This is a genomic window from Allomesorhizobium camelthorni (assembly GCF_011045125.1).
GTDB classification, from domain to species: domain Bacteria; phylum Pseudomonadota; class Alphaproteobacteria; order Rhizobiales; family Rhizobiaceae; genus Allomesorhizobium; species Allomesorhizobium camelthorni.
The window spans coordinates 190,286-206,831 of the sequence record NZ_JAAKZF010000004.1; the positions used below are offsets into that span (position 1 = coordinate 190,286).

At 63.3% G+C, this 16,546-nt stretch carries 13 protein-coding genes; 7 read left to right on the forward strand and 6 right to left on the reverse strand.

Going from position 1 to position 16,546, the window contains the following annotated elements:
* Positions 1-75: 75 nt before the first annotated feature.
* From G6N73_RS06150 to G6N73_RS06170, 5 genes are all read right to left on the reverse strand, one after another.
* Positions 76-1,980, reverse strand: coding sequence for a glycoside hydrolase family 127 protein (locus G6N73_RS06150; protein ID WP_165024770.1), 1,905 nt, complete (start codon positions 1,978-1,980; stop codon positions 76-78).
* A gap of 40 nt (positions 1,981-2,020) precedes the next feature.
* Positions 2,021-3,076 carry a LacI family DNA-binding transcriptional regulator gene (locus G6N73_RS06155; RefSeq protein WP_165024772.1) on the reverse strand — a complete coding sequence of 352 codons (1,056 nt, stop codon included), beginning with the start codon at positions 3,074-3,076 and terminating at the stop codon, positions 2,021-2,023.
* Position 3,077: 1 nt separating this feature from the next.
* Entirely contained in the window at positions 3,078-3,998 is a 921-nt protein-coding gene (locus tag G6N73_RS06160) for a carbohydrate ABC transporter permease (protein ID WP_165024775.1), read from the reverse strand.
* Positions 3,995-4,870 carry a carbohydrate ABC transporter permease gene (locus tag G6N73_RS06165; protein ID WP_165024777.1) on the reverse strand — a complete coding sequence of 292 codons (876 nt, stop codon included), beginning with the start codon at positions 4,868-4,870 and terminating at the stop codon, positions 3,995-3,997. The genes G6N73_RS06160 and G6N73_RS06165 overlap by 4 nt, the downstream gene beginning before the upstream one ends.
* Positions 4,871-4,969: 99 nt before the next feature.
* The gene (locus tag G6N73_RS06170) at positions 4,970-6,226 is read right to left on the reverse strand and encodes an ABC transporter substrate-binding protein (RefSeq protein ID WP_165024781.1); all 1,257 of its coding nucleotides are present in this window, start codon (positions 6,224-6,226) and stop codon (positions 4,970-4,972) included.
* 419 nt (positions 6,227-6,645) lie between these two features.
* On the opposite strand from G6N73_RS06170, the gene G6N73_RS06175 reads away from it, so the two are divergent.
* From G6N73_RS06175 to G6N73_RS06195, 5 genes are all read left to right on the forward strand, one after another.
* Positions 6,646-8,262: an ABC transporter substrate-binding protein gene (locus G6N73_RS06175; protein WP_206078686.1), complete on the forward strand. Its 1,617-nt coding sequence runs from the start codon at positions 6,646-6,648 to the stop codon at positions 8,260-8,262.
* 68 nt (positions 8,263-8,330) lie between these two features.
* The gene (locus G6N73_RS06180; protein ID WP_165024796.1) at positions 8,331-9,311 is read left to right on the forward strand and encodes an ABC transporter permease; all 981 of its coding nucleotides are present in this window, start codon (positions 8,331-8,333) and stop codon (positions 9,309-9,311) included.
* 2 nt (positions 9,312-9,313) lie between these two features.
* A complete protein-coding gene (locus G6N73_RS06185; RefSeq protein ID WP_246251689.1) occupies positions 9,314-10,291 on the forward strand; it encodes an ABC transporter permease in 978 nt (325 codons plus the stop codon).
* A complete protein-coding gene (locus G6N73_RS06190) occupies positions 10,288-11,340 on the forward strand; it encodes an ABC transporter ATP-binding protein (protein WP_165024799.1) in 1,053 nt (350 codons plus the stop codon). The genes G6N73_RS06185 and G6N73_RS06190 overlap by 4 nt, the downstream gene beginning before the upstream one ends.
* The gene (locus G6N73_RS06195; protein WP_343044558.1) at positions 11,337-12,398 is read left to right on the forward strand and encodes an ABC transporter ATP-binding protein; all 1,062 of its coding nucleotides are present in this window, start codon (positions 11,337-11,339) and stop codon (positions 12,396-12,398) included. Before G6N73_RS06190 ends, G6N73_RS06195 begins: the two co-directional genes overlap by 4 nt.
* Before the next feature lie 6 nt (positions 12,399-12,404).
* On the opposite strand, the gene G6N73_RS06200 is transcribed toward G6N73_RS06195, so the two are convergent.
* The gene (locus tag G6N73_RS06200) at positions 12,405-13,568 is read right to left on the reverse strand and encodes a M20 aminoacylase family protein (RefSeq protein ID WP_165024801.1); all 1,164 of its coding nucleotides are present in this window, start codon (positions 13,566-13,568) and stop codon (positions 12,405-12,407) included.
* Between the two features lie 395 nt (positions 13,569-13,963).
* Here G6N73_RS06200 and G6N73_RS06205 point away from each other — a divergent pair, with 395 nt between their 5' ends.
* Complete coding sequence (locus tag G6N73_RS06205) at positions 13,964-15,448, forward strand: lipopolysaccharide biosynthesis protein (RefSeq protein WP_165024804.1); 1,485 nt, start codon at positions 13,964-13,966, stop codon at positions 15,446-15,448.
* 65 nt (positions 15,449-15,513) lie between these two features.
* Positions 15,514-16,521, forward strand: a complete 1,008-nt coding sequence (locus tag G6N73_RS06210; RefSeq protein WP_165024806.1) for a polysaccharide pyruvyl transferase family protein — start codon at positions 15,514-15,516, stop codon at positions 16,519-16,521.
* Positions 16,522-16,546 lie beyond the last annotated feature (25 nt).

The window sequence follows — 16,546 nt, forward strand, 5'->3', positions numbered from 1 at the left end:
GCAGCAGAAAGTTTCACGATTTATTCAGACGCGAATTCTTGCCGTCGAAATCCACGGGAAACCGCAGCGCCGAATTCAGCTTTCCAGCAGCCACACTTGCATCGAGCCTTTTTGTCGATTGTTCCAGAGGTAGTACGGCAGCGCGGTAAGCTTGCTTTCCGAGGCCGCAGGCGGCGTACTCCTGTACAGGCTGTCTCCCCAGCCTTGGTCTTCGACGCGCTGCGCGGGGGCGGTCAGCGTGACCACGCCATCGAAGAGGTCGCCGCGTGACTCCGTTTCGATGCTTGCATCCCGCGGCAGTTTGAGCTGCTGCACCCGGCCTCCGGGATTATCAACCTCTTCGACGCAATAGACCAATGGCCCGCGCTTGAGCGCCACGCGGCCGACATCCTCCTTAACCGAGGGATGGGCATAGATGCGCTCCGGAGGCATCGGCAACTCGAGGGTGATCGTGTCCCCGGCACTCCATAGCCGGGAGATCGAAAGATAGCCGTTGCTGGTGCCGGACCCGACGTCGACCGGCTCGCCATTCACGGTCGCGCTGGCGCCTCGCGCCCAGCCGGGGATGCGGAGATTGACGGTGAACTCGGCTGGCGCGTCCGCGCTGATCTCGATCCTGATCGAGCCGGACCATGGATAGGCGCTGGTCTCCCGCAGGAACACATTTCCGTTTGCGAGCCGGACGTTCGTCGAAATGCCGCCGTAGAGGTGGAAGGCGATTGCGTCTTCGCTGGCCGAGACGAAATAGCCTCCGACCGAAGCGATGAGACGCGACGAATTCATCGTGCAGCATGGGCAGGTGTGCCAGGCCCATCGGCTGTGCCGCCCATCGCTGTCGAGCGGATTGGAGTAGAAATAGTGCTCGCCGTCGCGAGACAGCCCGGTCAACGCGCCGTTGAACAGAGCCTGCTCCATCACATCGGCATATCGGCCGTCGAGATCGAGATGGAGCATGCGCTGCGCCCAGAAGATCAGCGCTACCGAGGCGCAGGTCTCCGCATAGGCCGTGTCGTTCGGCAGGTCGTAGTCTTCAGTAAAGCCTTCGTTCGCGGCCGCCGGACCCAGGCCGGAGGTGATGTAGATCTTCGAAGTCATGACATCGGCCCAGAGCACCTCGCATGCTTGCTTGAGGCTGTCGTCGTTCAGTTCCGCGGCGAGGTCGGCCATGGCGGAAAACATGTACATCGCCCGAACGGCATGGCCGACCACCTTGGTCTGCTCGCGCACCGGTCTGTGCGACTGGTTGTATTCGTAGCTCTTGGCCCAGAAATCCCTGGGGCTCTCGCCGCGCGCGACCGCTTCGTGGTCGAAATAATGCGGCTGGCGCCCGCGTTCGTTGATGAAATAGGCAGCGAGGTCGAGATGCTTCCTCTCTCCCGTCAGGCGATAGAGTTTTATCAGCGCCAGCTCGATCTCCTGGTGGCCGCAATAGCCGCGCTTCTGGCCGGGGTTCGGGCCGAAGGTCTTGCGCACATGGTCGACATAGCGCTCAAGGATGTCGAGGAGCCGGCGCCGGCCCGTCGCCAGGAAGTAGGCGATGCCGCCCTCGAGCAGATGTCCCAGATTGTAGAGTTCGTGATTGTCGCGCAAATTGGTCCAGCGCTTGTCCGGCTCGCGCTGCAGGTACCAGCAGTTCAGATAACCGTCGGGAGCCTGCGCCTTTTCGAGATCGTCGACGATCTTTTCGATCCTGGCCTCGATATCGGCGTCGCGCCTGTGCGACAGTGCGTAGGACGCCGCTTCGATCCATTTGCCGACGTCGGAATCCCAGAACACCTGCACCGTGAAATTGTGCTCGTTGCGCGGAAACCTCAGCGGAGGTGGCGGATTCGGCAGCGTCAGGGACTCCAATATGCCGTGCTTGCCAAGCTGGACGTGCTGGCTGGGAATGGTGCGTGTCAGCACCGTCTCCAGCCGCTCGCGCCAGAATTGCCCCTCCAGCGCGACATCGACGAACCGAACCGGCTTGAACTCGTTCATTCGAACGCCTCCGTTCCTGCAGTGAAGTGTAATGGCGTGCTCACGGCTTCGACGATGCCCGCACGACCAGCGAACATGGCCGGCGCCTGACACCGCTCAGCTTCCGTCCGGCGATCATCTCCAGCACGCTGTCGCCCGCCTCGCGTCCGAGCGCCTTCAGGTTCATGTCGATGCTGGTCAGCGGCGGCCGCGCCGCAAGCACCATCACGTCCCAATTGTCGAAGCCGACGATGGCGACGTCGGCGGGTATCGCCAGGCCGATCTCGCGCAGCGTGTCGCACGCGCCGCGGGCGATCTGATCATTGCCGCAGAAGATCGCGTCCGGCGTTTGCGGGCCGGAGAACAACCTGGCCGCCGCCTCGCGCCCCCACGCCTCGGACCAGACGCCCGAGAGATAGAAACCCTCGATCTCGGGCAATCCGGCTTCGGCCAGGACCGAGCGGTAGCCTTTGCGCCGCAGTCGCACGGCCTCGAAATGCTCGGGTCCCGTGACATGGGCGATGCGCTTTCGGCCCAGCGCCGCCAGATGGGCGACCGCCAGCACCGCGCCGCCTTCGTCGTCGGGAAGCAGCGAAAGCGCATTGGGGTCATCGGCCTGGGAGAAGACGTAGATGACCGGCAGGCCATGCGCGAGCGGCCCGATCGGGGCGCGCTTATCGGCGCGCCGCGCCGTCACCACGAGCGCATCGATCCGCTTTCCCAGCAGCTGGTCGAGGTGCTGGCGCTCGCGCGCCGGGTCGTCGGTGGCGTTGCACATGAACACCGCCATGCCTTCCTCCGCCAGCCGCTCCTCGAGCGCCTCGACGATCGGAAAGGTGAAACGCCCGAAACTGTCGTTGGAGATGATGCCGATCGTGCGCGACTTTGCCCGATGCAGGCTCTGCGCAAGATCGTTCGGCCGGTAGCCGATCTCGCGTGCGACGCGCAACACCTTGTCGCGCGTCTCCTGGCTGAGCCGGCCGCCGGCGTTGAGCGCCTTCGACGCCGTGCCGATCGACACGTCGGCGATGCGCGCCACGTCGCGGATGGTCGGAGCTCCGCCGAAAGCGAGGTTCGGCACGCGGCCTTCGGGAGGCGGCGGGTCCGTCTCCTGCATGCTACTTCACCGCCCCGCTGAGGAAGCCGGCCATGTAATATTTCTGCAGCAGCAGATAGAAGGCCATGCACGGGATTATCGAGATCGTGATGCCGGCCTGCAGCATGCCCCAGTCGGTGCCGCCGATGCTGGTCTGCTGCCGCGCCGCGGCGAGGATCAAGGGCAGCGTGAAGGAGGAGTCCTTGTTCATGATCACCAGCGCGGCCAGAAGCTCGTTCCACGAGGTGATGAAGGCGAACAGCGACACGGTGATCATAGCCGGCACCACCGCCGGCAGGCAGATATGGACCAGCACCTGGAAGCTGTTGCAGCCGTCCATGATCGCGGCCTCTTCCAGTTCGCGGGGCACCGCCTCGAAGGCGTTGCGCATGACATAGATGCTGAACGGCAGCTGGATCGCGGTGTGGACGATGGCAAGCCCGACCAGCGAATTGTGCAGCTTGAGCTGGACGAACAGGAAAAACAGAGGCGTGAGCAGCGCCTGATAGGGCACGATCAAACCGAGCAGGAGCACGACGAACAGCGCTTCCTTGGCAGGGATCCGGAACTTCGCCAGCCCGTAGCCGGCCGGTATCGTCAGTGCGAGGCAAAAGAGGATGGTCAGAGCCGCGGCGCCGAGGCTGTTCGAGAAATAGACCGGAAGCCCGGCCTGATAGTTCCAAAGGCGCTCGTAGCTGTCGAGGCTAAGTCCGTGCGGGATGTAGGTTGGCGGCGCCGCCGCCGCCTCCTCGGTCGATTTCAGCGACGCGAGCACCGATGCGACCAGCGGCAGCAGCATGACCGTGCAGACGGCCACGCAGACCGCTGCTGCGAGATATTTCTGGCGCCCGTTGATCAGACGGCCGACCAGCCCGGCTTGAGCGCGGTGCTGCGCCGAGGTGCGGCTCATGCCCTGCCCTGCCGCCTCGCCGAACGCGCTCATGCGTGGCTCCTGCGACTGAGCAGCATCTGCAGGAAGGTGCAGACGAGAATGATGCCGGCCAATATCAGCGACAGGGCCGCACCGTAGCCGAGCTTCAGATAGGGAAACGAGTTGAGGTAGATCAGGAAGACGGATGTCGCCGTCAAATTGCGCGGCTGGCCGGCTGTCATGATGTAGAACTGGTCGAAGGCAAGCAGCGAACCGATGACGCTGACCAGCGTCACCAGCAGGATGGTCTTTGCGGTGAGCGGCAGCGTGATCGCGCGGACGCGCTGCCAGTAGCTGGCTCCGTCGACCATCGCCGCCTCGCCGATTTCGCCTGGAATGGCGTGAATGGCGGCCACGAACAAGATCGTCCCGAAGCCGACGACCTTCCATACGATGGAAGCGATGACTGCCCACATCGATATGTCGGCGTCGGCGCCGAACCAAACGACCGGCCTGGCGATCAGGCCGAGATCGATCAGAGCGCGATTGATGAGCCCGAAATCGTAGCTGAACAGCCAGTACCAGAGCAGGCTGGACGCGCCGAGCCCGATGACCACCGGGGCAAAGACGACGCTGCGCGTGAACTGCCGGAGCGGCCTGTTTTCCGCCGTGAGCAGCGCGATGAGGTAGCCCAGGATCATCAGGATCGGCGTGATGAAGAGCGTGTATTTCAATGTGAATTCGAGCGAGGTCCAGACCTGCGGATCGTTCCATGCCTTCACGAAGTTTCCGAAGCCGATGTATTTCTTGGGCGCGATGAGCGACCAGTTGTGGAGCGACATCCACACCATCTGCGCGAAGGGATAGACCGTGAAGGTCAGCACGAAGGCAAGCGCCGGTGCGACGTACAAAAGCCCGACATAGCTGCTCGTCTTCGAATGCATCGAACCTGCTTGACTGCGTGGGGGCCGGACAGGCCGGCCAATTGCTCAGGATCGAGCCGCAGCGCCTATGAAGCGGCGCCGCAGCCCTCCCGGGGGAAGCTATTCCGCGGCTATGGCTTTCATCTGCGCCTTGGCCTCCGAAATGATCGTGTCGAGATCGGTGTCCTCGTAGTAGGCGCGCTGCAGCATCTGCAGCCACGGACCCTGTGGCGAGTTGATCAGCTCGAAGAACTTCAGCGTGTAGGGCGTCTCCGCAACCGCGATCGCCTTGGCCACCTGCTGCACTTTGGGCTCGGCCTGGAAGTACTTGTTCTCAGTCATGTCGCCGCGCGTCGTCATGTTCAGCATCTTGGCGTAGACCTCGACCTGGGTCTCATCCGATAGCAGGAACTTCATGAAGTCGATCGCGTCGTCGACCCGCTTGCTGCCGTTCGGAATGGTGACGATGTCGCCGCCCGCGAAGGAGGAGACCTGACCACTCTTCACGCCGGGCAGCAGCGCGATGCCGAAATCCATCGACGGGTTTTGTTCCTTGGCCAGCGTAATGTTGAAGTTGCCGGTGCCCATCATGCCGATCTTGCCGGAGCCGAAGCGCAGGTGGAAGGTCTCGCCCGTCTCGGCGCGCGCGTCTTCATGGACATTGCCGGCCTTGATCATGTCGCGCGCCCATTGCAGCACTTCTTTGACGCCCTCGCCGTTGAGTGGCTCGCCATTAGCGGCTTCCGGCTCGACGGTGGCGCCGCTCGCCCACATCAGGGGGGCGACGGTGAAGATGTTGCAGCCGGCGCAGGAGCCAGCCAGGAAATAGCCTTTCACGTCGCCGCCGAGCGCGGTGATCTTGTCGGCGTATTCACGGATTTCGGAAAGGCTCGTCGGCGGCTTCTCGGGATCGAGGCCGGCTTTCCGGAACAAGTCCTTGTTGTAGAACAGCGCCGAGACGTCGGCGTAGAGCGGCACGCCGTAGAGCCGGCCCTCATAGGTCGAGACGGTCATGTGGCCCTGGACGGCGGTCTTGAGTTCGGGCCAGTCCTTGACCTTGTCGGTGATGTCGACAAGCTGTCCGGCAGCTTCGAACTGGGGGCCGTAGATCAGGTCCATGCCCATCAAATCGGGCACCTCGCCGCTGGCGATGGCCTGGGCGATCTTGGGCACCATTTCAGTATGCGGAATGTAGGTCAGATTGATCTTGCGATCCGGGTTCTTTGCGTTCCAGGCCGCGACAAGAGCGTCGACCATGCCGGCATTGCCGCCACTTCGCTCCCACATCTGAAGGTCTTCCGCCATGGCCGGCAACGCCACCATTGCCAGCAGGCCGGCCAAGGCCGACCGGTACCTCGTCGATATCTGCAAGCTCATAGGTTCCTCCCTGTCGTCAGCTCGCATCTTTGGGAAAAGCTTTTCCCAATCCTCCTGCAAAAGCCGGCTTTAGTTCCGCCGATGCGTTGGGAAAAGCTTTTCTCATGCCATAGACGCACAATTTTGATCAGCGCGCAACCGATTTGGAGCGACATTGCACACCCCGCTTCGAATGCGGAACCTGCGTTGTGCGACAGAGCGCGAGCGAGCGGCGGCGGAGCATGAACATCAGATTTCGAAGCTCGCAGACGCGCCATTTCCACTCCAGGACAGTCTCACGGGCTCAGCATCGAGGCCGTGCAACTTGGATTATCGACGCCATGCCTCGTATTCCAACATGTTAATCCGGATCGGGGTTTCCCGACGGGACTTTCCGTGCAACAAAAATCAAAACAATCGTCAAAAAGAAGAGGTGGAACATGAATCGACAATCATTTCTTTCCAGAGCGGCAGGCGCGGCGGTCCGCGCTTCTTTCGTCGCCGGCGCGCTGACTGCCGCGACGTTTTCGGCCAATGCCCAAGACAAGACGCTGCGCTTTGCCTTCCAGGGCACCTTGAACGCGCTCGATCCCTACTCGCTCAACGAGACCTTCACGCTCGGCATGCTGGGCAACGTCTACGAAGGCCTGACCAAGCGCGACAAGGATCTGACAATCATTCCCGGGCTCGCCGAGAGCTGGGAGACGATCGATCCGCTGCATTGGCGCTTCCATCTGCGCCAGGGCGTGAAATTCGCCAACGGCAACGCCTTCACCGCCGACGACGTTTTGTTCTCGGCCGAACGCGTGCTCGCCGACGGCTCCGACCTCAAGACCCGCATTCCGGCCGATTCGGTCTGGACCAAGGTCGATGACCACACCGTCGAGGTCGAACTCAAGACCCCCAATCCCATTCTCCATTACGAGTGGGACACCTGGTACATCATGGACAAGGAGTGGGCCGAAGCCGAAGGCGCGACCAAGCCGGTTTCCGCCAAGGACACCAATCCGGGCCAGGCCGCCTACAAGGCCAACGGCACCGGACCTTTCACCATCGAAAGCCATGAGCCGGGCGTAAAAACCATCTTCAAGACGAGCGCGGACTGGTGGGGTACCGTCGAGCACAATCTCGACGGGGTTGTGTTCACGCCGATCGCCTCCGACGCGACCCGCGTCGCCGCGCTGCTTTCGGGCGACGTGGACCTTATAGAGCCGGTTCCGGTGCAGGACATCGACCGCGTCAATTCCGATCCCAACACCGAGGCGCTGACGGGACCCGAACTGCGCGTCATCCATCTCGGCTTCAACCAGATGCGCGACGAACTTCCGACCTCGAACATCAAGGGCAAGAACCCGTTCAAGGATCCGAACGTCCGCAAGGCGCTCTATCAGGCCATCGACATCGAGGCGATCGACAAGCGCGTCATGCGCGGCCTCGCCACGCCGGTTCCGCTGCTCATTGCTCCCCAGCTCCATGATGCCGCCGATCTCAAGCGCTGGCCCAACGACGTTGAAGCGGCCAAGAAGCTCCTCGCGGATGCAGGTTATCCCGACGGTTTCAGCGTCGGCATGGATTGCCCGAACGACCGTTACGTGAATGACGAGCAGATCTGCCAGGCCGTGGTGTCGATGCTCGCCAAGATCGGGGTGACGGTGAACCTCAATGCCCAGCCCAAGGCAAAGTATTTCGCCAAGGTTCTGGCGCCTGGCGGCTACGATACCGACTTCTACCTGCTCGGATGGACCCCCGGCTCGTTCGATTCATGGAACGTGCTGGTCAACCTCGCGACCTGCCGTGACGAGACCGGCAAGGGCGGCCCGTTCAATCTCGGCGGCTATTGCAATCCCAAGGTCGATGAACTCGCCAAGCAGATCGTGGTCGAGACCGATACCGCCAGGCGCAATGAGCTGATCCAACAGGCCTACAAGATCATGCTTGACGAGACTTCGCACATCCCGCTGCATCAGCAGTCGCTGGCGTGGGGCAAGCGTAAGAACCTCGATATCGCACAGCGCGCCGACGACCAGGTGCTGTTCTACTGGGCCAAATTGAACTGAGCCTCATGCGAAACCGCCCGCCCGGACCGATCGGCGGTCCGGGCGGCACAGTCCGCGGAGGCCGTTGAATGTTTGCCTTTGCCATCCGGCGCCTGATCCAGGCGGCAGGCGTCATGTTGGTCGTGGCGCTGATCTCGTTCCTGATGTTCCGGTTCGTCGGCGACCCGGTCAACCAGCTCGTCGGCGTCGACACGACGCCCGAGCAGCGGGCGCAACTGCGTGAGGATCTCGGCCTGAACGATCCGGTTTACGTGCAATTCGCGCGTTTCGTCGGCAAGGCAGCGCGTTTCGACTTCGGCATTTCGTACCAAATCAAGCAGCCGGTCGCCCAACTCATCGCCTCGCGCCTTCCGGCGACGCTGGAGCTCTCCTTCGTATCGGCCATCTTCGCCCTGCTCGTCGGCCTGCCTATGGGCGTCTATACCGGGCTCTATCGGGATACGCTTTTGTCGCGGCTCTTCCTCGCCATCAGCCTGGTCGGCATATCGCTGCCGACATTCCTGATCGGCATCCTCCTGATCTTCATCTTCTCGGTCAATCTCGGCTGGCTGCCGTCGTTCGGCCGCGGCGAGACCGTTTCGATCGGCGGCTTCTGGACCACTGGCCTTTTGACCCGCTCCGGGCTGGTCTCGCTCATCCTTCCTGCAATCACCCTTGGCCTGTTCCAGATGACGCTGATCATGCGCCTGGTGCGGGGCGAGATGCTGGAAGTGCTTCGCACCGACTACATCAAATTCGCCCGCGCCCGCGGACTTTCCCGGCGCGCGATAAATTTCGGCCACGCGTTGAAGAACACGCTGGTGCCGGTCATCACCATCACCGGCCTTCAGATCGGCTCGATCATTGCGTTCTCGATCATCACCGAAACCGTTTTCCAGTGGCCCGGCATGGGGTTGCTGTTCCTGCAGGCGGTGCAGAACGTCGACATCCCGATCATGGCCGCCTATCTGCTCCTGATCGCCTTCCTGTTCACGCTGATCAATTTCATCGTCGACCTGCTCTATGTCGCGGTCGATCCACGCATCAGGCTCGGCGGAACGGCAGGCTGACGATGCCCTACTTCACAGGCGAAGAATCGAAGGCAAGGGCGGGAGTTGCGGCAGGCGATACGGCGGGGCGCGGCGCATTCGCGCGCATGCTCGATTCCGACATCTGGTATTCCTTCCGACATTCGCCGCTGACCATAGGGGCGGCGATTGTCAGTCTGATCCTCGTTCTGGCGGCGCTGTTCGCGCCGATAGTCGCTCCGCACGACCCGTTCGATCCGGCGTCGATCTCGATCATGGACAGTTTCTATCCGCCGGTCTGGTCCGCCGATGGACAGTCCGGCTTCCTGCTCGGCACCGACGACCAGGGCCGCGACGTGCTCTCCACCATCCTCTACGGCATGCGCATCTCGCTGGCCGTGGGCTTCGCCAGCGTCCTTCTGGCCATGATGCTCGGCGTGACGCTCGGCCTCGTCGCCGGCTATGTCGGCGGCGTCACCGACACGATCATCATGCGCATCGCCGACGTCCAGCTTACATTTCCCGCCATCCTCACCGCGCTCCTCATCGACGGCGTGGCGCGGGCGCTTGCCGGTCCGCAGGCTTATGACGAGATCGTCTTCGGCGTGCTCGTCCTCGCGATCGGCCTGAGTTTCTGGGTGCAGTATGCGCGAACAGTTCGCGGCTCGGTGCTGGTCGAAGCCAACAAGGAATATGTGCTTGCCGCGCGGCTCATCGGCCTGAGGCCCGTAACGATCATGTTCCGCCACGTGCTGCCCAATGTGCTCGGCCCGGTCCTGGTGATCGCCACCATCAACCTCGCGCTCGCCATCATCACCGAGGCCACGCTCTCCTTCCTCGGCGTCGGCGTTCCCTCGACGCAGCCTTCCCTCGGCACGCTCATCCGCATCGGCAACGACTACCTTTTCTCCGGCGAGTGGTGGATCACCATCTTCCCAGGCATAACCCTCGCCATCCTTGCCCTCGCAGTGAACCTCCTGGGTGACTGGCTGCGCGACGCGCTCAACCCGAAACTCAGATGACCCCAACCCTTTCCGTTAGAAACCTCCGGGTCGAGATCCCCACCCGCCATGGCGCGCTCACCGCGATCGACGATCTGTCCTTCGACATCGCGCCGGGCGAGGTGCTCGGCGTCGTCGGAGAGTCGGGCGCAGGCAAATCGATCACCGGCTCGGCCATCATCGGCCTGCTCGATCCGCCCGGCCGCGTCGCCGGCGGCGAGATACTCCTCGGCAGCCAGCGTATCGACAATCTTTCGCCGGCCGCCATGCGCGGCATCCGGGGCAACCGCATCGGCATGATCTTCCAGGATCCGCTGACCAGCCTTAACCCGCTCTACCGGATCGGCGACCAGTTGACCGAGACCATCCTGACGCATGAGAGACTTTCGCCCAAGGCGGCCGCTGACAAGGCCGAGCGGCTGCTTATCGAGGTCGGCATTCCGGCGGCAGGCGCCCGGCTCTCCTCTTATCCGCACCAGTTTTCCGGCGGTATGCGCCAGCGCGTCGTCATCGCGCTGGCGCTGGCGGCCGACCCGGAACTCATCATCGCAGACGAGCCGACGACGGCGCTCGACGTGTCGGTGCAGGCGCAGATCATCGCGCTTCTGAAACGCCTGTGCAGGGATCGCGGAACCTCGGTCATGCTGATCACCCACGACATGGGGGTGATCGCCGAGACGGCCGACCGGGTCTGCGTGCTCTATGCCGGCCGGCTCGCCGAGATCGGTGCAGTGCGCAACGTCGTCAAGCATCCGCAGCACCCCTATACGCGTGGGCTGATGGCCGCGATCCCGTCGCTGATCGGCGACCCCGATGAGAAGCTCGAGCAGATACCGGGTTCCATGCCGCGCCTCGGCGCCATTCCGGACGGCTGCGCCTTCAATCCGCGCTGCACCTTCCGCTTCGACCGCTGCCCGGCCGAGCGGCCCGGCATCTACGAAACCTCCGCCAGCAGGGCGTCGTGCTTCCTGCTCGACCCTACGGGCAAGCCGCCGCCGGCCGAAACCGCCGCCAGGGCGGTGGCTGCAGGCATCGAGGTCCGAGCCGTTCCCGCGGGAGCAAGCCTGTGAGCGCCGCCCCGGACCATATCGCCGAGGCTCCGGCGGCAGACGCCGCGCCGCTGGTCGAGGTCGAAGGGCTGGGCCGCGTCTTCGACCTGTCCAAGCGCTGGCTGAACCGCATTCTCGACGGCAGCGGCAGGGTGACGCTGACCGCCGTCGACGGCGTCGACATCTCGATCAACCGCGGCGAGACCTATGCGCTGGTCGGGGAATCGGGATCGGGCAAGTCGACCATCGCCAGGATGGTGGTCGGCCTTTTGCCGCCGACGGCCGGCAGCGTCCATATCGGCGGGGCCGACATATGGGCAGAGAGCGGCGGTGTGCGCCAGCGCCAGATTCGCCGGCGGATCCAGATGATTTTCCAGGACCCCTTCGCCAGCCTCAACCCGCGCTGGCGCGTCGGCTCGATCGTGGCCGAACCGATCAAGGCGTTCGGCCTGATCGCCGACGCCCGCGACCGGGAGGCCCGGGTCGGCGAACTTCTGGCGCTCGTCGGTCTTGATCCGCGCGACGCCGGAAAATTTCCGCATGAATTTTCCGGCGGCCAGCGGCAGCGCATCGCGATCGCCCGTGCGCTCGCCTCCGAACCCGAATTCATCGTTTGCGACGAGCCGACCTCGGCGCTCGACGTTTCGGTGCAGGCGCAGGTTCTCAATCTGCTGCGGGAGTTGCAGGAGCGCCTCGGGCTGACCTACCTGTTCATCAGCCACAATCTGGCCGTTGTGCGCCACATGGCGACAAGGGTGGGCGTTCTCTATCTCGGACGATTGGTCGAGGAAGCGCCGGCGCGTGAACTCTTCGCCGCGCCAAAACATCCCTACACAAGAATGCTGCTCGACGCCGTTCCCGACATCGGCATGGAAGGCGCTGAGCGCCAGTCGATCGCCGGCGAGATCCCCAATCCGATCAACCCGCCGGCCGGCTGCCACTTCAACCCGCGCTGCCCGTATGTGATGCCGCATTGCAAGACGACCGTGCCGCCGCTCTACCAGGTGGGCAGCGCCAAGGTGCTCTGTCACCTCTACGCGGACGGCGTCAACGCCGCCCTCCCGCCGCTAGCGCGCTGACCCGGTTCAAAGCGCGGGCAACGCCGTCTCGACGAGCTTGGCCCAGTAGGACACGCCGATCGGGATGATGTCGTCGTTGAAGTCGTATTCGGGGTGGTGCAGGTACTGAGTGTCGCCCTGGCCGAGATAGATGAAAGCACCCGGCCTGGCGTCCAGCATGAAGGAGAAGTCCTCTCCGCCCATGACCTGCGGCGTGTTCATGTCGACCTTGTCGGAGACGAGCCGGGCGACGGAGCCGGCGAACTCGGCTTTCTCGGCATTGTTCGACAGGACCGGATAGTGACGCTGGTAGTCGAGAGTGGCCTTTGCGCCGAAGGCTGCCGCCGTGTGCTCGACCACTTCCCTCATGCGGTTTTCCAAGAGGTCGCGCACTTCGGGCGACAAAGTGCGAGCCGTGCCGGTCAGCCGCGCCGTCTGCGGGATGACGTTGAAAGCGTCGCCGGCCTTGAAGGTGGTGACCGAGATCACCGCTGCCTCGATCGGATCGACATTGCGCGCCACCACCGACTGCAGCGCAGTCATGATGTGCGCGCCGACCAGCGTCGTGTCGATGACGCGTTGCGGACGAGCGGCGTGGCCGCCCTTGCCCTCGATGTCGATTATGAACATGTCGGCGGCCGCCATCATTGGCCCCGAACGGATCGAAAACTGGCCGACGGGAATGCCCGGCGCGTTGTGCATGCCGTAGACCTCGTCGATCGCGAAGCGGTCCATCATGCCTTCGTTGACCATTTCACGGCCGCCACCGCCCCCCTCCTCCGCCGGCTGGAATATGACCACCGCGGTGCCGTCGAAATTGCGTGTCTCGGCAAGGTAGCGCGCGGCTCCGAGCAACATCGCGGTGTGTCCGTCATGGCCGCAGGCGTGCATCACGCCTGGCGTCCTAGACATATGGGGCCGCTCGACAATCTCCTGGATCGGCAGCGCATCCATATCGGCGCGCAGGCCAATCGCCTTGCCGCTCGCCGTCTGGCGGCCTTTGATGACGCCGACCACACCGGTGCGCCCGATGCCGGTAGCGATCTCGTCGACGCCGAACTCCTTCAGCTTCTCGGCCACCAGAGCCGCAGTCCGGTGGACGTCGAACTGCAGTTCGGGGTGCGCGTGAATGTCGCGCCGCCATTTCGTGATGTCGTCGTGAAACCCCGAAATCCGGTTGATGATAGGCATCCGTTTCTCCTGGCTGGTCATGCGCATCGCGCTAGGCGGGAAGCCGGGACAATGAAGGCGCGCCGGCATGGAGGCAAGTCAATCCATCGCCAAGTCCACGGCGGTAGTAGAATTCGAACTTTCGAAAACGCCTGAAACGAACCGTGATCTCATTCCTATTGCAGTGCAGCATAGGTGCAATTAAGTTCGCGGCGGCTTCGGTCAGCGGCGTGGTCTGCAAGCACCATCAGCCGAGTGCAGGAATTCAGGGCGTGCGGATTGCCGCCGCATCAGTTCCGATTGGAGTACGGTTTGGCGCCGGCGGACATCCCTCTCATGAATGACGATTTGAGGACGAATACCGTTGTCCCGGTGGTCTGCACTGGGGTCAGCACCAACAAGGCTATTCCCATCGTATGACCAGCATCAGCGGTCGGCTAATCAAGGGAAGCATGTGGCTAAGCCTGTCCCGGGCGATCGTGAACGGGCTGGCGACGCTGAGCACCATCGTGCTGGCGTGGTACCTAGCGCCCGCCGATTTCGGCGTCGTCGCGCTGGGCACGACCATGCTGCTGATCGTCAGCACCGTCACCGAGCTCTCACTCACCCAGGCGCTCATCCGTCACGAGGCGCCCAAGGAATCGCATTTCAGCGCCGCCTGGACGCTCAACGCCACACGCGGGCTGCTCCTTTGCCTTCTCTTTGCGGCCTGCGCCTATCCGGCGTCCAGGCTGTTCGAGGAGCCGAGGCTCGCCGGCGTCATGATCGCCCTGGGCTTCAGCATGCTGCTGGGCGGCCTGACCAACCCGCGCCTGATCATGCTTCAGCGCGAGTTGATCTTCTGGCAGGAGTTCGTGCTCAGCGTCTCGCAGAAGCTGACCGGCTTCATCGCGGCGGTGGCGATCGCGATAATCTATCAGAGCTATTGGGCGCTGGTGGTCGGGACGCTGGTGACCCAGGCCACAAATGTCATCATCTCCTATCTTGTGCTGCCGTTCCGGCCCAGGATCACCTTCCAGCACATACGGGAGTTCTTTTCCTTCTCCGCGTGGCTGACGGCGGGCCAGATCGTCAACACGCTCAACTGGCGTTTCGACTATCTGCTGGTCGGCAAGATGCTCGGCGGCACGGCGCTCGGCTATTATTCGGTCGGCTCCAATCTTGCCATGATGCCGACGCGCGAAGCGACCGCGCCGCTTATGCAGACGATCTATCCCGGCTTCTCCAGCATTCGCGACGATCCGGCGAGACTCGCCGCCGCCTACCAGCGCGTGCAGGCGCTGGTCGCCGCGATCGCTCTTCCCGCCGGCATCGGGGTCGCGGTGGTCGCAGACCCGCTGGTCAGGCTGGCGCTTGGGGAGAAATGGGCGCCGATCATCTTCATCATTCAGTCGCTCGCCTCGGTTTTCGCGCTGCAGACGCTGGGCTCGCTGGTGCAGCCGCTCGGCATGGCCAAGGGCGAGACGCGGCTTTTGTTCATCCGCGACACGCAGATGCTGTGCGTCCGCGTTCCCATCATGATAGCCGGGCTGATGCTCGCCGGCCTTCAGGGGGTCATCATCGGCCGCGTGTTCACCGGGCTGTTCAGCGCGTTCGTCAACATGATCCTCGTGCGGCGCTTTATCGGCGTCACGGTATTGAAGCAACTCTCGGCCAATATGCGGGCGCTGACGAGCATCGCAGTGATGGCGGCAGGCGTGGTGCTCGCGTCCAGCTACCTGCCCCACACGGCCGAGAAAATCATGCTGGCGGAGCAGTTGGCGATGCTGGTTGCGCTGGGCGCCGTCCTTTATTGCGGGTCGACTTTCCTGCTCTGGATATTGATGAGGCGCCCGGCCGGACCCGAGACGGAGATCCAGAAGATACTGGGCAAAGTCCTGTCCAAAGTTCGCCCAGCTTGAAGACTACAGGGCAATTCCTGCCGCCGCCAACCCGCCGCCCTACCAGCCAGATGGAGATGAAAAAAATGCCTGCAGAATCAAATCTGGACGTGATCGCCAGGTTGCAGGGCGTCGTACATGACTGCCTGAAAGACTATGTCTCCGATGGCGAGCCGGTGGCGATGGTCGATTTCCCGGACTACAAGAATGTCGGCGATTCTGCCATCTGGCTGGGCCAGATAGCCTACCTTTCATCCCGGCTCAAAAAGAGCCCGTCATATATATCGTCGTTGCAGGACCATTCGCACGACAGGCTCGACGAGGCGATGCCGTCCGGGCCGATCCTCATCACCGGGGGAGGAACGTTCGGGGACATCTGGCCGGGACACCAGGAGCTTCGCGAGAGCATTCTGGAGCGCTGGCCCGGCCGTCTGGTCGTGCAACTGCCGCAGTCCATTCATTACAAGTCGCAAGAGCACGCCGACCGGATGGCGCGGGCAATCGCGCGCCACAAGAATTTCGTCCTGCTCGTGCGCGACGAGGAGTCGAAGGAATTCGCGGAAAAGCACTTCGATTGCCGGGTGCATCTTTGTCCGGACATGGCGTTCTGCATCGGCCCGATCCAGCCATTGGCGGCTTCGCAATTCCCCGTGCTGGCCATGCTGCGGGCGGATAAGGAAAAGGCCTCGCACTATGACTTTTCCGCCTATCCCGACATCCCTGTGGAGGACTGGATCAGCGAGTCCCGCACGCCCGTCCGCATCGCCAAGGCGCTCGGTGCGGCGAAGGTGGCCGTTTCGTTCAATCCCGAGCGGATCAGGGGCGCCAAGCTCGAAGCGGCGGCGCACAACCGCTTCCGGCGCGGCATAAGACAGATCTCTCGCGGGCGAGCGATCGTGACCGATCGCCTGCACGTGCACATCTGTGCGCTGCTGCTCGGGCGGCCGCACGCCGTGCTCGACAACAGCTACGGCAAGGTGCGGCGCTTCATGAACGCGTTCTCCGGCGGGACCGATCTCTCGTACAAGGCGGCGTCGCTCGACGACGGGATCGCCTGGGCGCGCCATCAGGCCAGCATGGGAGCCGCCGCATGACGCGGCAGTCAATGGCGGGAAGGCG

Excerpts from the sequence above, each read along its gene's own strand:
- G6N73_RS06150 (WP_165024770.1), bottom strand. The coding sequence starts at position 1,980 with ATGAACGAGTTCAAGCCGGTTCGGTTCGTCGATGTCGCGCTGGAGGGG.
- G6N73_RS06155 (WP_165024772.1), bottom strand. The coding sequence starts at position 3,076 with ATGCAGGAGACGGACCCGCCGCCTCCCGAAGGCCGCGTGCCGAACCTC.
- G6N73_RS06160 (WP_165024775.1), bottom strand. The coding sequence starts at position 3,998 with ATGAGCGCGTTCGGCGAGGCGGCAGGGCAGGGCATGAGCCGCACCTCG.
- G6N73_RS06165 (WP_165024777.1), bottom strand. The coding sequence starts at position 4,870 with ATGCATTCGAAGACGAGCAGCTATGTCGGGCTTTTGTACGTCGCACCG.
- G6N73_RS06170 (WP_165024781.1), bottom strand. The coding sequence starts at position 6,226 with ATGAGCTTGCAGATATCGACGAGGTACCGGTCGGCCTTGGCCGGCCTG.
- G6N73_RS06175 (WP_206078686.1), top strand. The coding sequence starts at position 6,646 with ATGAATCGACAATCATTTCTTTCCAGAGCGGCAGGCGCGGCGGTCCGC.
- G6N73_RS06180 (WP_165024796.1), top strand. The coding sequence starts at position 8,331 with ATGTTTGCCTTTGCCATCCGGCGCCTGATCCAGGCGGCAGGCGTCATG.
- G6N73_RS06185 (WP_246251689.1), top strand. The coding sequence starts at position 9,314 with ATGCCCTACTTCACAGGCGAAGAATCGAAGGCAAGGGCGGGAGTTGCG.
- G6N73_RS06190 (WP_165024799.1), top strand. The coding sequence starts at position 10,288 with ATGACCCCAACCCTTTCCGTTAGAAACCTCCGGGTCGAGATCCCCACC.
- G6N73_RS06200 (WP_165024801.1), bottom strand. The coding sequence starts at position 13,568 with ATGCCTATCATCAACCGGATTTCGGGGTTTCACGACGACATCACGAAA.
- G6N73_RS06205 (WP_165024804.1), top strand. The coding sequence starts at position 13,964 with ATGACCAGCATCAGCGGTCGGCTAATCAAGGGAAGCATGTGGCTAAGC.
- G6N73_RS06210 (WP_165024806.1), top strand. The coding sequence starts at position 15,514 with ATGCCTGCAGAATCAAATCTGGACGTGATCGCCAGGTTGCAGGGCGTC.